At 32.9% G+C, this 22,031-nt stretch carries 16 protein-coding genes; 12 read left to right on the top strand and 4 right to left on the bottom strand.

Translation table 11 applies throughout. The features are described from left to right. The first annotated feature begins 15 nt into the window (after positions 1–15). From KM029_RS09645 to KM029_RS09600, 10 genes are all read left to right on the top strand, one after another. On the top strand, positions 16–213 hold the full coding sequence (locus KM029_RS09645) for a hypothetical protein (protein WP_144073093.1): 198 nt from the start codon (positions 16–18) through the stop codon (positions 211–213). Then, positions 200–442 (top strand): hypothetical protein, encoded by a 243-nt coding sequence (locus KM029_RS09640; RefSeq protein ID WP_144073092.1) that lies wholly within the window; start codon positions 200–202, stop codon positions 440–442. Before KM029_RS09645 ends, KM029_RS09640 begins: the two co-directional genes overlap by 14 nt. A 38-nt stretch (positions 443–480) precedes the next feature. Beyond that, entirely contained in the window at positions 481–1,362 is an 882-nt protein-coding gene (locus tag KM029_RS09635) for a cbb3-type cytochrome c oxidase N-terminal domain-containing protein (protein WP_144073091.1), read from the top strand. A gap of 116 nt (positions 1,363–1,478) precedes the next feature. After that, positions 1,479–3,098 carry a 4Fe-4S dicluster domain-containing protein gene (locus tag KM029_RS09630; protein WP_144073090.1) on the top strand — a complete coding sequence of 540 codons (1,620 nt, stop codon included), beginning with the start codon at positions 1,479–1,481 and terminating at the stop codon, positions 3,096–3,098. Positions 3,099–3,124: 26 nt separating this feature from the next. After that, positions 3,125–3,565: a FixH family protein gene (locus KM029_RS09625; protein ID WP_144073089.1), complete on the top strand. Its 441-nt coding sequence runs from the start codon at positions 3,125–3,127 to the stop codon at positions 3,563–3,565. Between the two features lie 6 nt (positions 3,566–3,571). Next, positions 3,572–4,285 (top strand): sulfite exporter TauE/SafE family protein, encoded by a 714-nt coding sequence (locus KM029_RS09620; protein WP_144073088.1) that lies wholly within the window; start codon positions 3,572–3,574, stop codon positions 4,283–4,285. 16 nt (positions 4,286–4,301) lie between these two features. Continuing rightward, positions 4,302–4,511 carry a cysteine-rich CWC family protein gene (locus KM029_RS09615; RefSeq protein ID WP_144073087.1) on the top strand — a complete coding sequence of 70 codons (210 nt, stop codon included), beginning with the start codon at positions 4,302–4,304 and terminating at the stop codon, positions 4,509–4,511. 544 nt (positions 4,512–5,055) lie between these two features. Then, positions 5,056–8,190, top strand: coding sequence for a M4 family metallopeptidase (locus tag KM029_RS09610; RefSeq protein WP_144073086.1), 3,135 nt, complete (start codon positions 5,056–5,058; stop codon positions 8,188–8,190). Between the two features lie 126 nt (positions 8,191–8,316). After that, positions 8,317–9,546: an MDR family MFS transporter gene (locus KM029_RS09605; protein WP_144073085.1), complete on the top strand. Its 1,230-nt coding sequence runs from the start codon at positions 8,317–8,319 to the stop codon at positions 9,544–9,546. 20 nt (positions 9,547–9,566) lie between these two features. Then, complete coding sequence (locus tag KM029_RS09600; protein WP_144073084.1) at positions 9,567–12,581, top strand: CHAT domain-containing protein; 3,015 nt, start codon at positions 9,567–9,569, stop codon at positions 12,579–12,581. A 4-nt stretch (positions 12,582–12,585) separates the two neighbouring features. Here the strand turns inward: KM029_RS09600 and priA are convergent, their stop codons facing one another. The 3 genes from priA to KM029_RS09585 all read right to left on the bottom strand — a co-directional run bounded on the left by priA (position 12,586) and on the right by KM029_RS09585 (position 16,739). Beyond that, entirely contained in the window at positions 12,586–15,090 is a 2,505-nt protein-coding gene (gene priA / locus KM029_RS09595; RefSeq protein ID WP_144073083.1) for a replication restart helicase PriA, read from the bottom strand. Positions 15,091–15,150: 60 nt separating this feature from the next. After that, positions 15,151–15,825, bottom strand: a complete 675-nt coding sequence (gene tsaB / locus KM029_RS09590; protein WP_144073082.1) for a tRNA (adenosine(37)-N6)-threonylcarbamoyltransferase complex dimerization subunit type 1 TsaB — start codon at positions 15,823–15,825, stop codon at positions 15,151–15,153. A 143-nt stretch (positions 15,826–15,968) separates the two neighbouring features. Next, positions 15,969–16,739: a peptidylprolyl isomerase gene (locus tag KM029_RS09585; protein ID WP_144073081.1), complete on the bottom strand. Its 771-nt coding sequence runs from the start codon at positions 16,737–16,739 to the stop codon at positions 15,969–15,971. A gap of 241 nt (positions 16,740–16,980) precedes the next feature. Between KM029_RS09585 and KM029_RS09580 the strand changes: the two genes are divergently transcribed. Both KM029_RS09580 and KM029_RS09575 read left to right on the top strand, forming a co-directional pair. Further along, positions 16,981–19,740, top strand: coding sequence for a TonB-dependent receptor (locus tag KM029_RS09580; RefSeq protein ID WP_144073080.1), 2,760 nt, complete (start codon positions 16,981–16,983; stop codon positions 19,738–19,740). Positions 19,741–19,832: 92 nt separating this feature from the next. Next, positions 19,833–21,041, top strand: a complete 1,209-nt coding sequence (locus KM029_RS09575) for a multidrug transporter (protein WP_144073079.1) — start codon at positions 19,833–19,835, stop codon at positions 21,039–21,041. A gap of 200 nt (positions 21,042–21,241) precedes the next feature. On the opposite strand, the gene fabG is transcribed toward KM029_RS09575, so the two are convergent. Further along, positions 21,242–21,988: a 3-oxoacyl-[acyl-carrier-protein] reductase gene (gene fabG / locus KM029_RS09570; protein ID WP_144073078.1), complete on the bottom strand. Its 747-nt coding sequence runs from the start codon at positions 21,986–21,988 to the stop codon at positions 21,242–21,244. Positions 21,989–22,031 lie beyond the last annotated feature (43 nt).

Here is a 22,031-nt window from a genome sequence, read left to right as displayed (position 1 = left end):
TATAAAATACATATTATGTATAAAGATGTACTTAGATCTATAGAAGGGATTGATATATTTCCAGTAATTGGATTTATTATTTTCTTTACTTTCTTTTTAACATGGAGCTTATATGCTTTTAAGATGAAAGGAGAGACTGTTACTGAAATATCAAGTTTACCATTAGATCTAGAAGAAGAGACAGAAAATAACAGCACAAATGAATTTAAGTAAACTTTCTAAACCACTATTGTCTTTCGTCTTGACAATCGGTGCAATCTTATTGAATGCAACATCATCATTTGCAGAGTCTTCATTACAAGATTCATTAAACATGATGAGTGCTAGTGAGTGGGCAGTAACATTGTTAGGTTTCGCCATCATTGTTTTTTTCTTAATCTTCCTAGTATTAGCATTGGTCTTTTATACTGTAGTAGTAACAAAAAAACACTCGAATCAATAATAGTTTAATCTATTTTGACTCTCAAATTGAACAGAATCATGAAATCTGCAAGTAGAAAAATAATGGCGCTTCTGGCAATGTTCCTCACAGGGCATTCGGCATTTGCGCAAACCGATCAGTTGATTTATGGTATAGACAACTTTGATGTACTTGTCTATGTATTGATATTTATATTAATCTTACTGTTTGTTGGTATAATGGTAGTGGCTTTAGGCCTTCTTTTTATTGTAAAAGAAAGTTTACAATCTGCACCAAAAACAGAAGAAGATTTAGCTTTTGAAAAAGAAGGTGTATCTGGTGGCTGGCAATTCTTCTGGCAGAAGATGCAAGGTGCTAAACCAATTGCTTTAGAAGCTGAAATTATAATGGACCACGATTATGATGGAATTAGAGAATTAGATAATGATCTTCCACCATGGTGGAAAGCATTATTCTATGGTTGTATTGTTGTTGCTTTTGGTTACCTAGGTGTTTATCACTGGTGGCAAGATTCTGATGCAGAACCAGTTTCAATTGCAGAATATCATAACGATGTGAAAGCTGCTGAAATTGCAAAAGAAGAGTACTTAGCAACAATGGCAAATTCTATAGATGAATCTAACGTAACTGTTTTAACAGAACAAAGCGGTATAGATGAAGGTCAAAAAATATTTATAGCAAATTGTAAAGCTTGTCACGGTGGTGCTGGTGAAGGTGGTGTAGGTCCAAACCTAACAGATGAATACTGGTTACACGGTGGTGATGTTTCAAGCATTTTTAAAACAATTAAGTATGGTGTACCTGCAAAAGGTATGTTAGCTTGGGAAGCTAAAATGACACCATTACAAATGCAACAGCTTTCTAGCTTTATTTTGAGTATTCAAGGAACAAATCCTCCAAATGGAAAAGCTCCTCAAGGTGATAAAGTAGCTGCAAAATAATTGACAATTTGTTCTTTTATAAAAGGGGTAATCTTGAAAAGGTTACCCTTTTTTCCTAAATTACATATTGACATATCATCATATATCAATAACGATCTTTAGCGAGATCTACAAAAATGAGAAAAGACCTAAGTTCACAAAACCCAGACTCATTTAGAGATACCATTTCAACAGTTGATGCTCAAGGAAAAAGAGTATGGTTGTATCCTAAAAAACCTAGTGGTCGACATTATAATGCTCGTAAATGGGTAGCATATATTTTAATCGCATTTTTCTTTGCTGGGCCTTTTATTAAAATTGCAGGGCAACCAATGTTCATGTTGAATATCTTGGAAAGAAAATTTGTGATTTTAGGTAGGCTATTTGTTCCTCAAGATTTTTTTGTATTTGTATTAGTAATGATTGCTATAATTATATTTATAGTGCTCTTTACTGTAGTTTTTGGTAGGGTTTGGTGTGGTTGGACATGCCCTCAAACTGTATTTATGGAAATGGTTTTCCGTAGAATAGAATATTGGATTGAAGGTGATGCAAATCAGAAAAGAAAATTAGATAATGCTCCATGGACTCAGGAAAAAATTCTAAAAAAAGGAGCTAAACATACCATCTTTATAGTTTTTTCTTTGGCTATTGCCAATATGGTTATTGGATATATAGTAGGAGGAGATGAATTGGTAACAATGATGACACATAGGCCTGCAGATAACTGGCCAGTGTTTTTAGCACATATTGCCTTTGCTGGAATATTCTATTATGTGTTTGCTAAATTTAGAGAACAGGCTTGTACTCAAGTATGTCCTTATGGACGTTTACAAGGCGTATTTTTAGATAAAGATTCAATAGTTATTTCTTATGATCATGTAAGAGGTGAGCCAAGAGGTAAATTAAAGAAAACAAGAAAACCTGCAACAGGTGGTTGTGGTGGATGTGGAGGTAGTGCCTCATCAAACGTTAAACCAATTGTAGGAAAGCCTAAAAAAACAACTTCATCATTACCAGAAATTAAAAAAACTGAAATTAAAGAAGTTATCACTCCTGCGCCTAAAGAAGAGCCAAAAGAGGAGGTAAGAAAAATGACTTTACAGGATATCGATAAAAATATCTCAGAAGAAAAACCTTTAGGAGATTGTATAGACTGTAAACTATGTGTTCATGTTTGTCCTACTGGTATTGATATAAGAAACGGTACACAATTAGAATGTGTGAACTGTACAGCGTGTATTGATGCTTGTGATGAAGTAATGGATAAAATTGAAAAGCCAAGAGGTCTGATTAGGTTTGCTTCTGCCAACGATATCGAAAAAGGACAACCGTTTAAATTTACTACAAGAATAAAAGCATATACTGCTGTATTATTAGTAATGGTTGTAGGGATTGTGTTTGCATTGGTTAAAAGAGGAGATATAGAAGCAACTGTTTTAAGAGCTCCAGGTATGCTATATCAAAAAGCAGAGAATGGAGATATCAGAAACCTTTATACTCTACAGGTAGTTAATAAAAGTAGTGTTGATTATAATGACGTGAAAGTTATTTTGGTAGAGCCAGCAGGTAAAGTAACAACAGCTGGAGGTGACATGAAATTAGAAGTAGGAGGCCACTTAGATGGTGTTTTCTTTATTGATATTGATCCAGAAAATCTTGATGGCATGAAAAATAAAATCACTATTAAATTAATGAATGGTGATAAAGAATTGGATGAAATAACAACCAATTTTATGGGGCCTATTAAGAAATAATAGAAGAGAATTAAATAATAAATAAAATGAAGATTAATTGGGGTTGGGCTGTAGTAATAACTTTTTGCATATTCGGAGTTACAATGATTGCATTGGTTATCAAAATGTTTCAAGTACCAGTAAATATGGTATCTAAGGAATATTATTCTGAAGAACAACAATATGAAGTGAAGTTGAAGCAAAAACAAAATGTAAAAGAGCTTTCAACAGTACCTGTATTGGCCTTGAATAAAGAAGATGGAATGGTAGATGTAATACTACCACCAGAATTAAGTAAAGTAGATGGTTCAATTCGTTTTTTTAGACCTTCTGATTCACGTTTAGATTTTAATGTGAAATTAGCTTTGGATAAAGAAAATGAACAAAAAATAGATGTTTCTAGAATAGTAAGGGGAAGATGGATTTTACAACTGTCCTTTGCAGAAGGTGACAAGAAATATTTCTATGAAAAACCTCTTGTGATTTAGATCAAAATGAACGAATTATATATCACTGCCCTCGGATTAGGTTTCGCGGGCAGTTTTCATTGTTTAGGAATGTGTGGTCCAATAGCATTAGCTATACAAGGAGGGAGTACCTCAGGACCAAGATTAGTATTTGATCGTCTATCTTATAATTTAGGTAGAGCATTTACATATAGTTTATTAGGAGCTTTTGCTGGTTTAATTGGGCAAGGATTATCATGGATGGTAGGGTATCAAGTTTACCTTACACTCTTTTTAGCTGTAATGATGGTTTGTTTTGGTATTTTCTCAGTTAACCCTGATAGATTATTAAAACTTGTTCCTTTTTTAGGTGAATGGTTTCAGTTTGTGAGAAAACAACTTGGGAAACACATGCGACAAGCCAAATGGCATACCTTTTTTAGTATTGGTATCTTGAATGGATTTTTACCTTGTGGTTTAGTTTATATGGCCATGATGACTGCGTTATCAACAGGTGATGTATTTGAAGGTATGGGTTTTATGTTTGCATTTGGTTTAGGTACTATTCCTATGATGTTTGCAGTAGCCGTAGCAGGTCAGTTTATTGAAACTAAAGTGAGAAATAATGTTAGGAAAATTTATCCGATACTATTTTTATTAATGGGAGGTTTACTCTTTTTGAGAGCATATAAAATCCATGAATCATCTAAAGCATTAGAAGGTAAAGAGCCTACCGAACAAGTAGAAATGAAGTGTCACTAATAAAACTTTTTAGACTATGCCAGAACACGAAATTAAAAACTGCCAGCGTTGTGGTAAAACATTCGAATGCAAAGTGGGTAACGTTACGCATTGCCAATGTTATGAAGTAAAAATGACTTACGAGGAGACACAAAAAATGCGTCAAGAATTTGATGATTGTTTATGTGCAGCTTGTATGTTGGATTTACAAATTAAGTATAGAAAAGAAGAAATCGAGAAAAAATAAGGTTGTCAGAATATAAAATGCCTTTTAAAATATAGGCTTGTATTTCTTTTTTATTGATTTTTTTCAGTTTAAAAGGTATAAATAGTACTGATTTTATTGGTGATTGATAAACCAAAGGTATATAAGTAAGACTTTTTAGTAAGAAATTTAAAAGAACACTAGTTTGATAAAATCAGTCTAGTGTTTTTTTTGTGTTTTTTTGAAAATTAAATTCTTGTATAATCTCTAGTTTTTTGATAGACCTTATAGATGTAGTTGATTTAACTGTAAATGTTAATTTTTTTAAGAAAAACATACTCTAAAGCCTTATTTGTTTAAACATAGTTAGTATAATTTATTTTGAGTGCATAATGTTGGGATTATAGTATTTTAAATGGATTTAAATTTATTAACAACAGTTTGCTCGTTATCAGTAAGTTGCAATTGTGAAATTAACTTCAATATATTTGTACAACGCTATAATTAAATGATCATTTCAATTACTAACTACGTAAATAAGCTCATACAAAGAGCATAAACTCCAATTCAATAATTTAACTAAATAATGAAAGTACTATTGTCAATAGTGATTCTGTCTGGAATCCTATCTTTGAGTGTACACGCTCAAGAAATTATCCGATTAGATCAATCCAACGCTCGAAACCAATCTATCACTGTTCAATCTGCCGAAAGTATTCTAAGGCAACAACTGAATCTAACTAATCCTACTAGTTTTAAGCAAATAGAAACAAAAACAGACAATTTAGGGATTAGTCACCGTAGGTTTCAAGAGTATTATCAAGATGTAAAAGTTGAGTATGGAGGATATACTCTCAATTTTAAAGAGAAAGATCCTCTTTCAATTGTACATCATGTAAAACCATTTGCACTCAATTCTGTAAAAGCTAGTATTAGCGAGGAAGAAGCATTATCTATTGCTCTTAAAAACGTAGGAGCTTCTAAATATATGTGGCAAAGGGCTGACCAAAAGGAAATTGCATTAAAAATGAGTGATGGAAAGTCAGCAACATTTTACCCATCAGGTGAATTAGTTATTGTTCCTAACTTTGAATCAAAAGATAGAAAAACATTAATGAAGCCAGTATTAGCGTATAAATTTGATATTTATGCAGAAGAACCTCTAAGCAGAGCATATATATATGTAGATGCTACCAATGGTGAGATTGTTCATATTAATCAAATTATAAAACACGCTGAAGCTGAAGGAACATTTGATACCCGTTATTCTAACAATAGAACATCTAAAACAGATGCTTATAATAGTAGTTACAGACTACGTGACTATACTCGAGGGAATGGTATAGAAACCTATGACATGAACACAGGTACTAATTATAATAGCGCTGTTGATTTTGTGGATAGTGATAATAATTGGACTTCTGCAGAATGGGATAATACAGAAAAAGATAATGCTGCATTAGATGCTCATTGGGGAGCACAAATGACATATGATTATTTCAGTACATCTTTTAATAGAGATAGCTGGGATGGTAATGGCGCGGCTATTAAAAGTTATGTGCATTATGATAAAGCATATGATAATGCATTTTGGAATGGTTCTGTAATGACTTATGGTGATGGTAGCGGAACTTATTTTGATGCGCTTACTTCTTTAGATGTTGCAGCACATGAAATAGGTCATGCTATCTGTGAAAAAACAGCAGGCTTAGTTTATGAAAGAGAATCTGGAGCTTTAAATGAGGGTTTTTCTGATATATGGGGAGCTTGTGTAGAAGCATATGCTGCTCCAGAAAAAGATGAATGGTTAATTGGCGAAGACATAGAAAGACGTACAAATAATCAAGCATTGCGATCAATGCGAGACCCAAAATCAGAAGGTCAGCCAGATACTTATGGAGGAACTAATTGGAGGAATCCAAATTGTGGAACACCTACTAGAAGTAACGATTATTGTGGTGTACATACCAATAGTGGTGTTTTAAATCATTGGTTTTACATTCTTGTAGAAGGAAAATCAAGTACAAATGATATTGGTAGTGCTTATTCTGTAAATGGTATTGGTATGGATAAAGCAGGTGCAATTGCTTACCGTACAGAAGCAGTTTATTTATCAGCAACATCAACTTTTGCAAATGCTCGTACTTTCTCAATTCAATCTGCAATAGATTTATATGGAGAAGGTTCTAACGAAGTTATTCAGACTACAAATGCATGGTATGCAGTAGGTGTAGGAGAGCAATATGGAGAAACATCTGCTTATTGTGCTTCTAGAGGAAATGATGCTTCTTATGAATGGATTGCGAGTGTTGCTGTAGGTGATATGTTGAATACAACAGGATCTAATGGAGGCTATACTAATTTTTCTTCTTCTAAATCTGTAACTCTTGCGGCGGGAACTTCATATGATGTATCATTGGCGCCAGGTTTTGCAAGTACATCGTATGATGAATATTGGAAAATTTGGATTGATTTGAATGCAGATGGAGATTTTGAAGATGCCGATGAGTTAGTTTTTGATGCAGGAGGTTTGACTAAAACTACAGTAACCGGAACACTAAAAATCCCAACAAGTACAGCAGCAACTACTACACGAATGAGAGTTTCTATGAAGTACGAAGGAACACAGACTGTTTGTGAATCATTTAGTTATGGTGAAGTAGAAGATTATGAAGTAGTTATTACATCAGGTACTCCAGAGGTTTGTGATGCACCAACTACATTAGCAGTTAATAATTTAACTGTAAGTAGTGTAGACGTATCTTGGGATGTAGTCTCAACAGGTAATAATTATGCTATTCAATTAAAAGAAACAGGAGGAACATGGTCAACATATACTGCATCAACAAATTCAGCATCGTTTACTGATCTAACAGCAAATACTTCTTATGAAGTAAGAGTTGCTACGAACTGTACTTCTAGTACTTCTGATTATTCAGAAGCAGTAGTTTTTACAACCTTAGAAGAAGTAATAACACCTGTAAATTATTGTGCTTCAGCAGGAAATAATGATTCTTATTTTTGGATTGATGATCTAAGAGTGGGAGGTTTATCAAATTCTACATCAAAAGATGGCGGATATGGAGATTATACATCTCTTTCCGTTGGCACAATTACTAGAGGAGCATCAGAAACAATTTCATTTAGTGCAGGTTATAGAAATACAAGGTATACGGTCTATTGGTCTGTTTGGATTGATTACAATCAAGATGGAGATTTTAATGATGCCAATGAATTATTTGTACAAGGATCTTCTAGTAGTCAAAACTTATTATCATCGTCTCAAGTAATTCCATCAGAAGCTGTATTAGGAACAACAAGAATGCGAGTAGCAATGAAATATGGTGCTGCATCAACTCCTTGCGAAAGCTTTACTTATGGGGAAGTAGAAGATTACTTGGTTACAATTACGAGTGGTAGTAGTATAAATCGAGTTGCTAGTCTTTCTGTAGAAAAAGGTGAAACTCTAGAAAGTAGTTTACAACTTAAGGAAGTTTCTTTATATCCAAACCCTTCGAATACCATTGTAAATATTAATGCTGAGCTGTTTAACGGAAACGGAACAATTGAAATTTATGGTATTAATGGTAATAAAGTTCTCTCAATGCCTGTTGAAAGTCAGAAAACTACAATTCCAGTTTACTTACTTAAAAAAGGGATGTATTTAATGAAAATAAGCAATGAGTTAGAAGCTCAAACAAAGAAGTTTATTGTAAAATAAATTTTTAGTTAGTAATTGAAAATTATAGCTTTAGGCTACTTCTTTATGAGGTAGCCTATTTTTTTACTAAACCAATAGCAATAAGATAAACTAACACATAAATAAACTTCCATTACAACTAAATAAATGATTAATATAAAGTCTTCTAAAAACTCCTTTTTAGGTATTTATCAAGGTATTCAGATGGAAATATGGATACTTGCATTGGTTTCTCTTATTAATAGAATTGGAGCAATGGTAATCCCTTTTTTATCTATTTATCTGTCTGATAATAGAGGTTTTTCTTTTAAAGAGATAGGATGGATTATGTCTGCTTTTGGTGTAGGATCTTTATTTGGTTCTTGGTTAGGTGGAAAATTAACGGATAGATATGGTTTCTATCCAGTTATTATTTTCAGTTTATTGACATCTGGAATTGGATTAATCTTTTTAAAAGAGATGAATTCATTTATCTCAATTGGTTTAGGGTTCTTTTTTGTTAGTTTATTGTCAGATCTAATACGACCAGCGATTTTTGTAGCAGTTAATAGATATAGTACAGAAGAAAATAGAACAAAGTCGATCACTTTAGTTCGTTTAGCTATTAATTTAGGTTTCGCAGTCGGACCTGCTACTGGAGGTTTGCTGATTGCCTATTTGGGTTATTCATCACTCTTTTGGGTAGATGGTTTAAGTTGTATAATAGCTATGATAGTTTTTGCTTTTAGCTTAACTATTCCCAAAACTATCCAGAAAGAAAAAGCTATGGAAGATGTGAAATCCTCTATAGAAAAATCACCTTATAAAGATAAGCCATATCTTATTTTTATTCTTGCGTTGTCATTATTCGGAGTAATATTTATTCAATATTTTAGTGCAGTGCCTTTATTCTATAAAGATGTTCACAACTTAGATGAAGCAACAATTGGTTTACTACTTTCTAGTAATGGTTTTGTAATTGTTTTATTAGAAATGCCCTTAATGCATTGGGTAGAAAAACAGAAAAAACTATCAAAAATGCATATTATGATGAGTGCAATATGGTGTGTAATCATTAGTTATTTACTATTGATTTTTAGCTTCAATCTCTTATTGTTATTTGTAGGAATGATGTTTTTAACTATTGGAGAAATGTTGATGTTTCCTTTATCTAATACAGAAGCAATGAATAGATCAATGGGTAAAAATCAAGGTGATTATATGGCTTTATATGCCATTTCATTTTCATTTGCTCATTTGGTGGGGCATAATTTAGGGATGCAATCTATATCCCAAATTGGGTTTAACCTTACCTGGCTTTGCATGATTATTGTATTGATTTTAAGTGTATTTTTGTTGCGGTTATATTATTATGCTATCAAAGACGAACAACTTTAACAAACTATTCTATTACTATCATGAAAATAAAATTTGTGTATATTTTCTCCTTCTTACTTGTTGTAAATACTATACAATTAGTTGTTGGTCAAGGTGTAGAAAATACACCTAAGTCATTAAGAGAATCTTTATCTGAAATTCTTGAGGAAAGAGAAAGTATAGAGAAATTGAGAATTGATTATAAAAGTCAGTTTGAAAAGGAATGGAAGAAAAAATGGTCTGAAAAGCTATTAGTCGATGTAGATGAAAAAGATTTTTTTATTAAGAGTGTTACAGCACAACAGTTAACACTTTTCATTAAATATGAAGAAAATGGAGTAATAAATTCTTTTCAAATTAAATACTTGGAAGAGGTTAAAGAATTTTTATTTCATATTAAAATAGATAATAAGGAAAACTTGCAAGAACTAGAAGAGCTCTTTAAAATTATAAATTGCTATCATATAATTCAGACACAACAAAACGCATTAATAAACCCACTTCAAAAGCTTGCAGACAACTTTTTTTATAGAACAACTTATTTAGAAAGGCTAGAATATTTATACAAAAAAGCAGATAACGAGGATAAAGAAAGATATAAAGATTTTTATGATGATGTTCAACGTTTTTGGTCTTCAGCAAAAACACAATCTTTAAATTTTGATAAAATTATTCAAGAACATTTATCAAAAGGAACTTTAGATTATGCTACTGTATTGATGTTAGTTGGAAAAATGTACACCACTAATCAGTATTACTTAGCTACAAAGTTAATTAATGAATCTATAGATAAAATTGAAGAATCGAATGATACTGGAAATTATTTCTATCAAGCATTTTTATTAAACTTGAGTAGCTTATACATGTTACAGGGTGAGTTTGAGAAAATGCTAGAAGTACAATTGAAGCAAAAAGAATTAGGGTTTCTAAATAATGAAGTCATGTTAATGTCAACATACCTTCAACTCGAAGAATTTGAGAAAGCACTTGAATTATCGGAACTATTTTTAAATGAAAATAATAAGAGTAATCCATTTTATATATCAGTTTTGCATATCAAGGTTTCAGCGCTAAGTTCATTAAAAAAGAACACAGAAGCGTATACAGCTTGCTTAGAATTAATAGCCATTAGTGAGGAAGAAAATAAACCAATAAATTCTGGTACATATTACACACTATGGCAAATAAGTAAAGAGAAAAAGGAGTTTAAAGATATTGAAAAATATATAAAATTGGCTTACAGTCAATCTGTAAAGGAAATAGCAAATTTACCAGAGATGGGAGATTCTGACATTTCGTCTCTTCTATATATAAGAATGTTCAAGTTTTATTATTTCATGAAATACAGTGAAGTATTATTGGAGTGTGGAAAACAAGAGCAGATTGATTTGGTAAAACTGAATGAAGAGTATAACTATTTTGATTACCTAATTAAAAATATTATGCTGAATCCTTCTAAACTTGACAAACAACAGGTAATTAAATTGTCTGAAGAATGTGGCGATATTATTTATTTGATGGCAGAAAAAATGCCGTCACAAGAAACACTAGAACTTGCTTATAATTATACATTACTGTCTAAAGAAATAGGTTTATCTTCTGTAATAGCTATCAGAAAATATGCTGCTGATAGTAAAAATAAAGAGTATAAAAATTTGTTTGAGCATTGGATGCAAGTGAGAAAACAGATCCTTTTCCATAATAAGAATGTGGATATAGATAGTTTAAGGGATATTAGTTTTGGTTTGCATAAAGAATTAGCAATAAAAACTAGAAAAGAAGTTTTTTCTAAGATTGAAGAAAATGATATCAGCTGGAAGAAAGTAGACAATGCTTTAAAAGAAAAAGAAGTTGCTATAGAATATGTTTATTACGCACCAAATAATTATGCAGCGTTAGTTGTTACTAAAGATGTAGAAACACCAAAGTTTATTCCTTTATGTAAAGAAGATGAGTTAAAACAGTTAATAGAACCTGATGTAAGACAATCTGAAAAAGAAATTAATGATATTATTTATAATCAGAATTCTGAAAAAATAGCTCAACTAATAATAACTCCACTACTACCTTATCTTAATGAAGCAAAAACAATTTACTATTCTCCTACGGGTATTTTACATGGCTTAGCATTTGATGCCTTGAAAGTGAATATAGCAGAATCGCCTCAAAGATTTGGTAAAGAATTTAAATTACGCAGAGTTAGTAAAACCTCTCAAATAGCCAATAAAACAAACTTATCGAAAAGAAAAGCAACAATATTTGGAGGTATGAATTACGATGATCAAGCAATTGATTTATCTAATGAAAGAGGTGACGAACGAGGGTTAATTGTAAAAAATAAAAAGACATCAAATTCAGCTACAAGTAAAAATGAACAAATACAATTGGTAGGAGGGACTTTTAATTACTTGAATGGAACTTTAAAAGAAGTTGATTTAATAAATACTGAACTAACTTCTTCATCTGTAGAAGTTGACTTATTTACGGGAACTTCAGCAACAGAAGATCAATTTATTGAGTACTGTAAAGCTCCAACACCACTATTACATATTGCTTCTCATGCTTACTTTTCGCCATATATTAAAAAAGAAAATATTAAAGAGGGATCTTTTAAAGGAGCTGAAATGATTTATTCTGACCCTGACCCAATGAATAGAGCTGGAATTGTTTTTTCTGGAGCAAATTATTTTTGGGAGACTGGAGAAAGTTATAACGGTAAGAATGATGGAATTTTAATGGCGAGTGAATTGTCTAATTATGATTTACGTGATACTAAATTGGCAATAATTTCAGCATGTCAATCTGGAGTAGGACAAAGTACTAGGAGTGAGGGCGTGTACGGGTTTCAGAGAGCATTTAAGTTAGCAGGTATTGAGCATCAAATTATTAGTTTGTGGACTGTTGATGATGCTGCAACTCAAAAATTTATGACTTTATTTTATAAATATTTTATTGAGTTAGATGATATTGATGCTGCTGTAAATAAAGCAAAAGATGCACTACAGCAAGAGTATAATCACCCTTATTATTGGGCTGCTTTTGTACATGTACAATAACAGATTAGTTAGGATCTACATCAATACTTACCCAAACACGTTTAAAAGGTTTTTCTTCTTTTAAATTAAGGATAGCATGATGGATGTAGTTCTTAGCTTTCTTTAAATCAAAGTTTTCTCTTTCGAGTTTAATCATGATTTCTGAAAGGTAATAGTTTCTAATTTTATTGATAACTGGTTCTTGAGGGCCTAAAATGCGCTTTGCTCCTAACCAATTGACTAATCTTTTACCCAACCATTCGGCACTATCTCTTGTGAGTTCTTGCTTTTCACTTCTAATGGTTAATTTGATTAGTCTTGTAAAAGGAGGGTAATGGTATTGCTGGCGTTCTTGTATTTCTTTGCGGTAGAAATTACGGTAATCGTGTCGAGCTACTTTAGCAAAAAGTGTTTCTTTAGGCATTGTAGTTTGTAATATAACCGTACCTGCTTCACCTCTTCTTCCTGCCCTACCACTTACTTGCGTAAGCAATTGGAAAGCTCTTTCGTGTGCTCTAAAATCTGGAAAGAAAATCAAACTGTCGGCATTTAAAATACCTACTACTCTTACATTATTAAAATCTAAACCTTTGGTAACCATTTGTGTACCAACAAGAACATCTATATGTCCTTGTTCAAAATCAGTAAGGATTTGCTCATAACTGTGTTTTCTCCTTGTTGTGTCAAGGTCAAGCCTACCTACACGAATATCTGTAAGAAATGTTTTTAGTCCTTCTTCTACTTTCTGAGTTCCTAAACCCACAGTTTTTAAAGATGTACCACCGCATGAAACACACGTTTTAGGTACATGTTCTTTATGCCCACAATAGTGGCAACGTAATTCATTTCTATAAATATGATAAGTAAGGTTTACAGCACAATCTGGACATGACGGTACCCAGCTACATGTTTCGCAACTTACATACGGAGAATAACCTCTTCTATTTTGAAACAATATGGCTTGGTTACCTTCTTCTGTAGTTTTGTGTACTAATTGAAGAAGTTCATCAGAAAAATCATCTTTCATCTTTTTCTGTTTTCTCATTGCCTTAATATCAATAATTTTAATTTCTGGCAATTGAGCATTCCCATAGCGTTCTGTTAAACCTGCATATGCATATTTCTGTTTAACAGCAAGATAAAACGATTCTAGTGAGGGGGTTGCTGAACCTAAAACTACTTTAGCGTGGTGTAAATGAGCCAAAACGAGTGCTACATCTCTTCCTTGATATCTAGGTGCAGGATCATTTGCTTTGTAAGAGCTATCGTGTTCTTCATCTACTACTATTAATTCTAAATCAGAAAATGGTAAAAACAGAGAAGATCTAGTACCTATAATTACTTGAAACTGTCCTTCTTGTACACCTTTCCATGTTTCAACACGTTCGTTATCAGAGAATTTAGAGTGATAAATACCCAATACATCACCAAAATAAACTTTTAACCTACGCACTAACTGACTTGTAAGGGCAATTTCAGGAATCATAAATAAAGCTTGAGATCCATTTTCGATCACACTCTTTATCAATTTTAAATAGACTTCTGTTTTACCACTACCTGTTACGCCATGTAATAAGCAGACGCCTTTATCATTTAAGCCCGTAATTGTTTTTTGGAGACATTCCTTTTGTGCTGCAGATAATTCTGGAGTTGGCTGCATTCTATCTGCAATAGATAATTCGAAACGAGGGATTTGTCTTTCAAACTCTTCAAATATCTTGTTCTTGGTCATTGTACCCACAGAACTTGCAGATAATTCTTTTCCTACCTTAATAAATTCTTTTTTACTAACACCATGATAATTACTCATGTGGTCCTCATGTACAGGAACTAAAGTGAGGTATTTTAATAAGGCATCTTCTTGTTTTACTTTTTTAGCAAGTGTTTCAAAAAGTTTATCTAATGCTTCAGGGTGTTCAGCATATTGTTCGGTTAGACGGAGGCGTTTCTCCATCTTAGGTTTATATTTTTCTTTAATTTGCTCAATTAGCAGTATGGCTTCTTTTGCAATTAAATCTTTAATTGTTTTATAAGGACTTTTTAATTGGATAATGTTACTTACTTGTGCATAAGCAATAGTCTGCTCTTTCTCTAAAGTAGATAATAAAGTAAACTCCTTATCATTTAAAATTTCTAGATTTTCTTCAATTATAAAATTAGGGTGTAATTGAATATATGATTGACTACTTAATTTTAAGCCAGATGGCAAGGCGATATTCATAACCTCACCAATAGTACACATATAATATTCAGCAACCCATTTCCATAACTTAATTTGCATTTCTGTTACAGAAGGATCTACCTCAAGAACCTCTAAAATGGGTTTAGGTTCGTATTTTTCAGGTCTGTTTTGATGAATTTCAGAAACAATACCAGTATACATTTTTCTATTACCAAATTCTACAAGTACTCTATGGCCAACAGCTAATTCCACATCTGTACCTAAAGGAATACTGTAACAGAAACTTTTAGGTAGTGGTACCGGCAAAATTACTTCTGCAAAATTATGTTGATCTTCAAATAGAGACATTCCGTAATGTATACTTTTTAAATTAAGGTAAAGACCTTTTTGGAGAGGTTAGAAAGTGAATTATAACCTCTTTCTAGGAGTTGTTGCTTGGAATTCTTTCAAATATTCTGGTTCCCAATAAGCAACATCTTTAAAATCTTCTGCTTTATACCGTTCTACAGCAAGCTCACCTATAAATTGAGCAGAAGGAACAATGTTTTTGATTAATTTATTAGGTCTATTTTCAAGTAATTCTTGGCATTTCTCTGCACCGTTACCAAAATAAACCAAACGTTCTTTTACATCAGAAAGACTATTTTCGTCCATTATCATAGGTTGTGGAGAAAGTAGCTCTTCCATACTTTTAGTATATAATGCGGTGTAAACTTCCATTCTACGGGCATCAAGCATAGGGCAAATGATATCATCAGTATCTGTTGTATAAGAAATCTGAAGTGCCATAGACTTTAATGTACTCACGCCAAGTAAGGGTATGTCTAATGTATAACATAAACCTTTTGCTGTAGATGCTCCAATACGTAAACCAGTGTAAGAACCAGGGCCTTCGGAAACAGCTACTGCAGATAATTCTGACATTTTAATACCTGCATTTTCCGTAATGTTTTGAATCATCACAGCAAGGTATTCGGAATGAGATTTGTCAATATGTTGTTCGTAATAGGATAACAATTGACCTTCTAATGTATGTAATGCTACTGAACAAACAGTAGTAGAGGTGTCGATACTTAAAATCAAAACAAAGCGTTTTTAAAAACTGTCAATACTAGCAGTAAAGTATCTATATAAATCAAATACTTATAGTTGCCTACTTATATATACAAATTACGTATAGTTTTAGAATAACTACATCATCAATTAATAATTAATAGAGAATTAGTTTATTCAATTACTTTTACTTTAATATAAATAGCTTCTAAAGGCCAATCCCCTTCATCTGTTTCTAAGTCACATATTTTATCAACAACATCCATTCCTTCTATTACTTCACCAAAAACAGTATGTTGTCCATCTAGGTGTGGGTCACCTCCAATTTTACGGTAAGTATTTTTTTGTTCGTCGGTATACTTTAAACCATTCTCATCTTCAGATTGAAGAAGGTCACCTTCTGTAACCTCTCTGCCTTGTACAATAAAGAAATCAAAAGGAGTAGATTGTCTTGTAGGATTGTTTTTGTAGGCACGTGCTGCAGATAGCGCTCCTCTTTTATGGTAAAAACGTCTTGGATCAATTTCATTAGGAATATGATATTTGCCAATTGCTCGTTTTTTCTTTCTAAAATCAGGGTCGTCAGAATCTCCACCTTGAGCAATAAAATCTTTAACAACTCTATAAAATTGAGCATCTGTAAAATAACCTCTTTTGGCCAACATAATAAAGCTAGCTCTGTGTTTACTTGTTGCATTAAAGAGTTTCATTTTAATGTTCCCAAACTTTGTTTCTATAATAACTATAGTTTCTGGGTTTTCTGGACCATACCATTCTAACTCCTTTAATGCATTCGTGTCATCTAGCTTAGGAATCTTACGAACAACCTTTTTCTTATTATCAAATTCTTTTTTTTGAAAATTGCTGCTTTTGTTATCAGAACAGCTAAAAGTGATACATCCAAGAAAAAGTAGTAATATTTTCAGTTTATAATCTCTTAACATTGGTAGAATTCTTAAAAAGTTTACTCAAATCTATCGAATCAATGAAAATTTAGCTAATCCTATCATTGTATATTTTGTTTATAACATCTCTTCACAATTTCATGTAACATTACATTAATATTAGAGTTGGTTTATTTAACAACAAGTTTAAGATTTCTAAAATACTACAACATATACAACCCATACATTTGCAATGTGATTTGGTAAACACGGTTTTAGTATAAAAGAATTTAACAAAGCAATGAACAAATTATTTATTTCGTTCGCACTCATCTTAATCTCACTTACAGCCTTTGCTCAGAAAGGTATTGTTAAGGGTAATGTAAAAGACGCTGATAACAGTGAAGATGTTATTGGTGCAAGTGTTTCTTTACAAGGAACAACAACTGGAGCTTCTACTGATATTTTCGGTAACTTCCAGTTCAATGCAGATCCAGGAACTTACACATTAGTTTCATCTTTTATTGGATACAAAAAAACAACACAAGAAATTACAGTTATAGCTGGCAAAGAAACAGTAGTTAATTTTACTTTAGCAGCAGATGCTCAAGAATTAGAAGCTGTAGAAATTGTAGCTAAAGCAAATACAGAATCAGCAGGTGCTTTAATGGTCGAAAGACAAAATGCAGATGTGATGATTCAAGCAATTGGAGCTGAAGAAATGTCAGTTAAAGGTATTTCTGATGCAGAAGACGCAGTTGCTAATGTAACTGGTGTTACAAAAGCAGAAAGAGGTGGTCTTTTTGTAAGAGGTTTAGGTGATAGATATAACAACGCAACCGTAAATGGTTTAGCTGTTCCTTCTACAGATCCTAACAAAAAAGTAATTGATTTAGGTTTATTCTCTACAGATGTAGTAAGAAACATTGATATCAATAAAACATTCAACCCTTCTTTATATGGTGATTTTGCAGGAGCAACTGTAAACATTGTAACTAAAGATTACCCAGATGAAGGTTTCTTTACTCTAGGTTTATCAGGAGCTTATAACTCTATTGCTACAGGAAACGGATTTAAGACGTTTAACGATGGTGATATGGAGGCTTTAGGTTTTACAGGAAATGGAAGAGCATTACCATCAGAAATGTTAAACAGAGAAGTTCCTACTTCTTATGATAACTCATTCTCACCATCATATAAAACTGCAGGTCCTAATATGAGCTTTAGTGCTGCAGGTGGTAACTACTACGAATTTGGAGACGAAAGTGCTTTTGGTTTTGTAGCGTCAGCATCTTTTGATAATGATTATGAAATCAGAGAAGGTGTAAAAAGAACTTACAGAGCAGAAGGAACTACAATTAACAACTACGACTCAAAAGAATATATCTATAGCACTAACACAACAGCTATGGCAAATATGTTCTATAAGATCAATAACAAGAACAACATCTCTTTCAATAATATCTTTATTAACGAATCTGCGAATAGTGTTTTAGACCTTCAAGGTAAGCACGAAGAATTAGGTAGAGGAGAGCCAATCTTTAGAGAAAGAAATACATACACTCAAAATACTGTAAATATCCACCAATTATTAGGTGATCATAAATTCTTAGAGAATGATCGTTTAAAATTAACTTGGGGTGCAGGTTACTCTAAATCAACTAGCCAAGAGCCAGACAGACGTCAGATTACTTACAGAGATTTAGAATACACAGATGGTGAGTTTTCAGGTAAACTTTTTGCTAACGCACCAGATGATTCTCATAGATTCTGGAGTGATATGAACGAAAATACTTGGTCTGCAAGAGTTGGTGCAACATATGGTTTAGGTAACTATAATGAGTATAATGACTCTTACAGAAGTAATATCTCGGTAGGTTACAATGGATCTTTTAAAGACAGAACTTTTGAATGGTGGATGTCTACATTAAGTATTCAAGGTACTCCTCCAAGAATTGATATTGATAATCCTCAGCCAGATTTAGATCAAAACTTTGCAGACGGTACATTAGTTTATAAGCCAATTGTACGTTACGATACTAAATTTAATGCAGTGATGAATGTAAATGCATTCTATGCAGATTATAGCTACGAATTAGTACCTGAGAAATTAAAAGCAAACATTGGAGCAAGATATGAGCAAGGTTACCAAGAAGTAACTTATAAAGATGAAGGAACAACAGATCCTAACGCTCCAAACAATGTAGATGTTAAAGAAACAAACAACATCTTACCATCATTAAGCTTAAAGTATACAGTAAATGAAAAATCTAATATCCGTTTAGCTGTATCACAAACGTTAATTCGCCCAATGATGTCTGAGTTAATTCCTTTCCGTTTCACATTCGCAAATGGTCAGAAAATAGTGGGTAACCCAGATCTAGAAAATTCAGATGTTTTAAACTTTGACCTTAAATATGAGATCTTCCCTAACGCAGGAGAGTTATTCTCAGTAGGTGTATTTGCTAAGCAAATTGATAACACTATTGAATTAGTAACTAAAGCATCTGCAATTACAGAATTTACTTATGTAAACGCAGGTACTTCTAAAGTAGCTGGTGTAGAGTTAGAAATTAGTAAAAGAATGTCTAACATCTTTAAGGCAGGTGGTTCTTGGATGGAAAGAACAAATGTTGGAGCAAACTTAACATTACTAGCTTCTGAAACAGATTTAAGTGGTTCAGACGGTCAGTTTACTAACCAACAAAGAGCAATGTATGGAGCGTCTCCTTATATGGTAAACGCAAATGTTTCTCATGAAGCAAATATTTTCAGTGATAATGTTACTTCAACATTTACTGTTACATATAACACATTCGGCGATCGTATTGTAGCTGCAGGTTCTCAAGGAGCTGGTGATATCTACGAAAGATCATACGGAACATTAAACTTTATCTGGAAAAACAAGATTGGTGAAAAAATCAGTTTAGACTTATCAGTGAAGAACATCTTAAATCCTGATATTACTCTTGAACAAGAGTTTACAAACGGAACTTCTGGTGTTGTTGAAACTTATAAGAGAGGACTTGATGCTAAGCTTGGATTCAAGTACAGTTTCTAATAAACAAAAAAAAGAGGGAGTAAAAACCGATCCACTCTCTCTTTTCTAAAAATTAAAAATTAATTCTTAAGACAAATTTACGACTTTTAATTATGAAAAAGCAATTTAGACAAGTAGCATTCGCAGCATTAATCGGATTATTTACATTTTCATGCGATTCTGACAGTGTTACAGGTCCAATAGACGATATAATTGGTGATACTCCAGGCGATTCTACTGGTACTGATAACGATAGATTACAAGATAAAGCAACTGCAGCAAGTAAAATTGTAGCAAATGGAGCAGGTACTGGTGCAGGTACTTTACCATCTTGGGCTAAAGGTTTAGATTATGCAGGTACTTCTGTATCAGGAGCGTTTGGTTTAACTCTTACATCAGGAGAACTTACAGATAGTCAATTATCATGGTCAGGTAACGTTTCAATTTCAGGTGCTGTTAAGGTACCAGCAGGAAAAACGTTAACTATTGCAGCAGGTACAGTAATTGAAGCTCAATCTGCAGATTCTTATGTAATGGTAGTGCAAGATGCTAAAATTGATGCTCAAGGAACAGCAGACAATATGATTGTTTTTACTGCTAAAGATAAAACTCCAGGTGCTTGGGGTGGTTTATTAGTTAATGGTCGTGCACCAATTAACAATGGTGATTCTAATGGAGAAGCTTCTCCAGAAGTTGATTCAAGTGTAAAATATGGAGGAAGTAACGTTACTGATGATTCAGGAGTATTATCTTATGTACGAGTAGAATTCTCTGGTTACAAATATGGAGATGAGTCTGAGCACAATGGTTTCACATTCTCTGCAGTAGGTTCAGGAACTGAGTTATCTTACTTACAAGCATTTAAAGGTACAGATGATGGCCTTGAGTGGTTTGGTGGTACTGTTAACGGTGAAAACTTAGTATCTGTAGGTTGCGAAGATGATTCTTTTGACTGGGCACACGGTTATGTAGGTTCACTTACTAACTTATGGGTAATCCACGATAACTCAAGATCATTTGATAAAGCTTTCGAAATTGATAACAATAGCAAAAATAACTCAGCAGAGCCTTACACTAATGCTAAGGTAACTAATGTAACAGTAGAAGGTGTTTTAGGTGAAACTACTGCATTTAGAGTTAGAGAAGGAGCTAAAGGTTCTTTCCTTAACGTAAAAGTTACTTCTGCTAAAAAAGGTTTTGATATTCATAATAATGTTACAATCAACAACGTATTAGACAATGGGTTAACAGTTTCTGCTTACACTGCAGAAGAAGTTGATACTGAAGTTGTTTACGTAGATGACTGTGAATCTTGTGAGTAATAAGATATATAGTTAGACTAAGCTCAACATAACCCAAAAATGAGCTTATACTAAAACTCGCACACCAAATCAGTGAGTGGCCCTAGGTTAATAAATCTAGGGCTTTTTTTTGAGTACATTTTTTTTGATAAATTCTCTATAAAAGAAAAAGGCCTCTATTTCTAGAAGCCTTTCAATATTCTATAAGGTTTAATAAAGTACTATGACTTCATTGCTCCAGTCAACTGAATAGTTTGTCTAGTGATATATGTAGACATATCAGAAGCTAAGAATACACAAAGGTCTGCTACTTCCTCTGGCTTACCACCTCTCTTCATAGGAATGTCTGCCAACCATACGTCTTTTACTTTTTGATCTAAAGTAGCTGTCATTTCAGTTTCAATGAAACCAGGAGCAACAGCATTACAACGAATGTTACGAGGAGCTAATTCTTTAGCTACAGATTGTGTAAAACCAATAATACCTGCTTTTGATGCAGCATAGTTTGCTTGTCCAGCATTACCATATACACCAACAACAGAACTCATATTAATGATAGAACCGCTACGTTGCTTTAAGAAAGTTTTAGTAGCAGCTTTAGTCATATTGAAAACAGAGTTTAAGTTTACTCTAATTACTTCATTAAACTGATCTTCAGTCATACGCATTAAAAGAGTATCTCTAGTGATACCAGCGTTGTTGATTAGAGCATCTAAAGCACCGAAATCTGTTGTGAAATCTTTAACTAATTTCTCAGCAGCTTCCATCTTAGAAGCATCAGAGCGGTAACCCTTAGCTTTAATACCAAGCGCTTCAAGTTCAGCAACTAATGCTTCTCCTTTTTCAACGCTTGAAAGGTATGTAAAACCTATATTTGCGCCATGTTCCGCGCAACGAATTGCGATTGAACGCCCAATACCTTTAGACGCACCTGTAATCAAAACGTTTTTGCCTTCTAGCAGTTTCATGGTGTGTGTTTCTAATTTGTTAGAATAAATTCAGCCTGCAAGT

The sequence above is a fragment of the Flammeovirga kamogawensis genome (assembly GCF_018736065.1).
Taxonomy (GTDB): Bacteria; Bacteroidota; Bacteroidia; order Cytophagales; family Flammeovirgaceae; genus Flammeovirga; species Flammeovirga kamogawensis.
The sequence above is the reverse complement of the archived record's forward strand: the minus strand, read 5'-3'. Positions and strand labels throughout refer to the sequence as shown.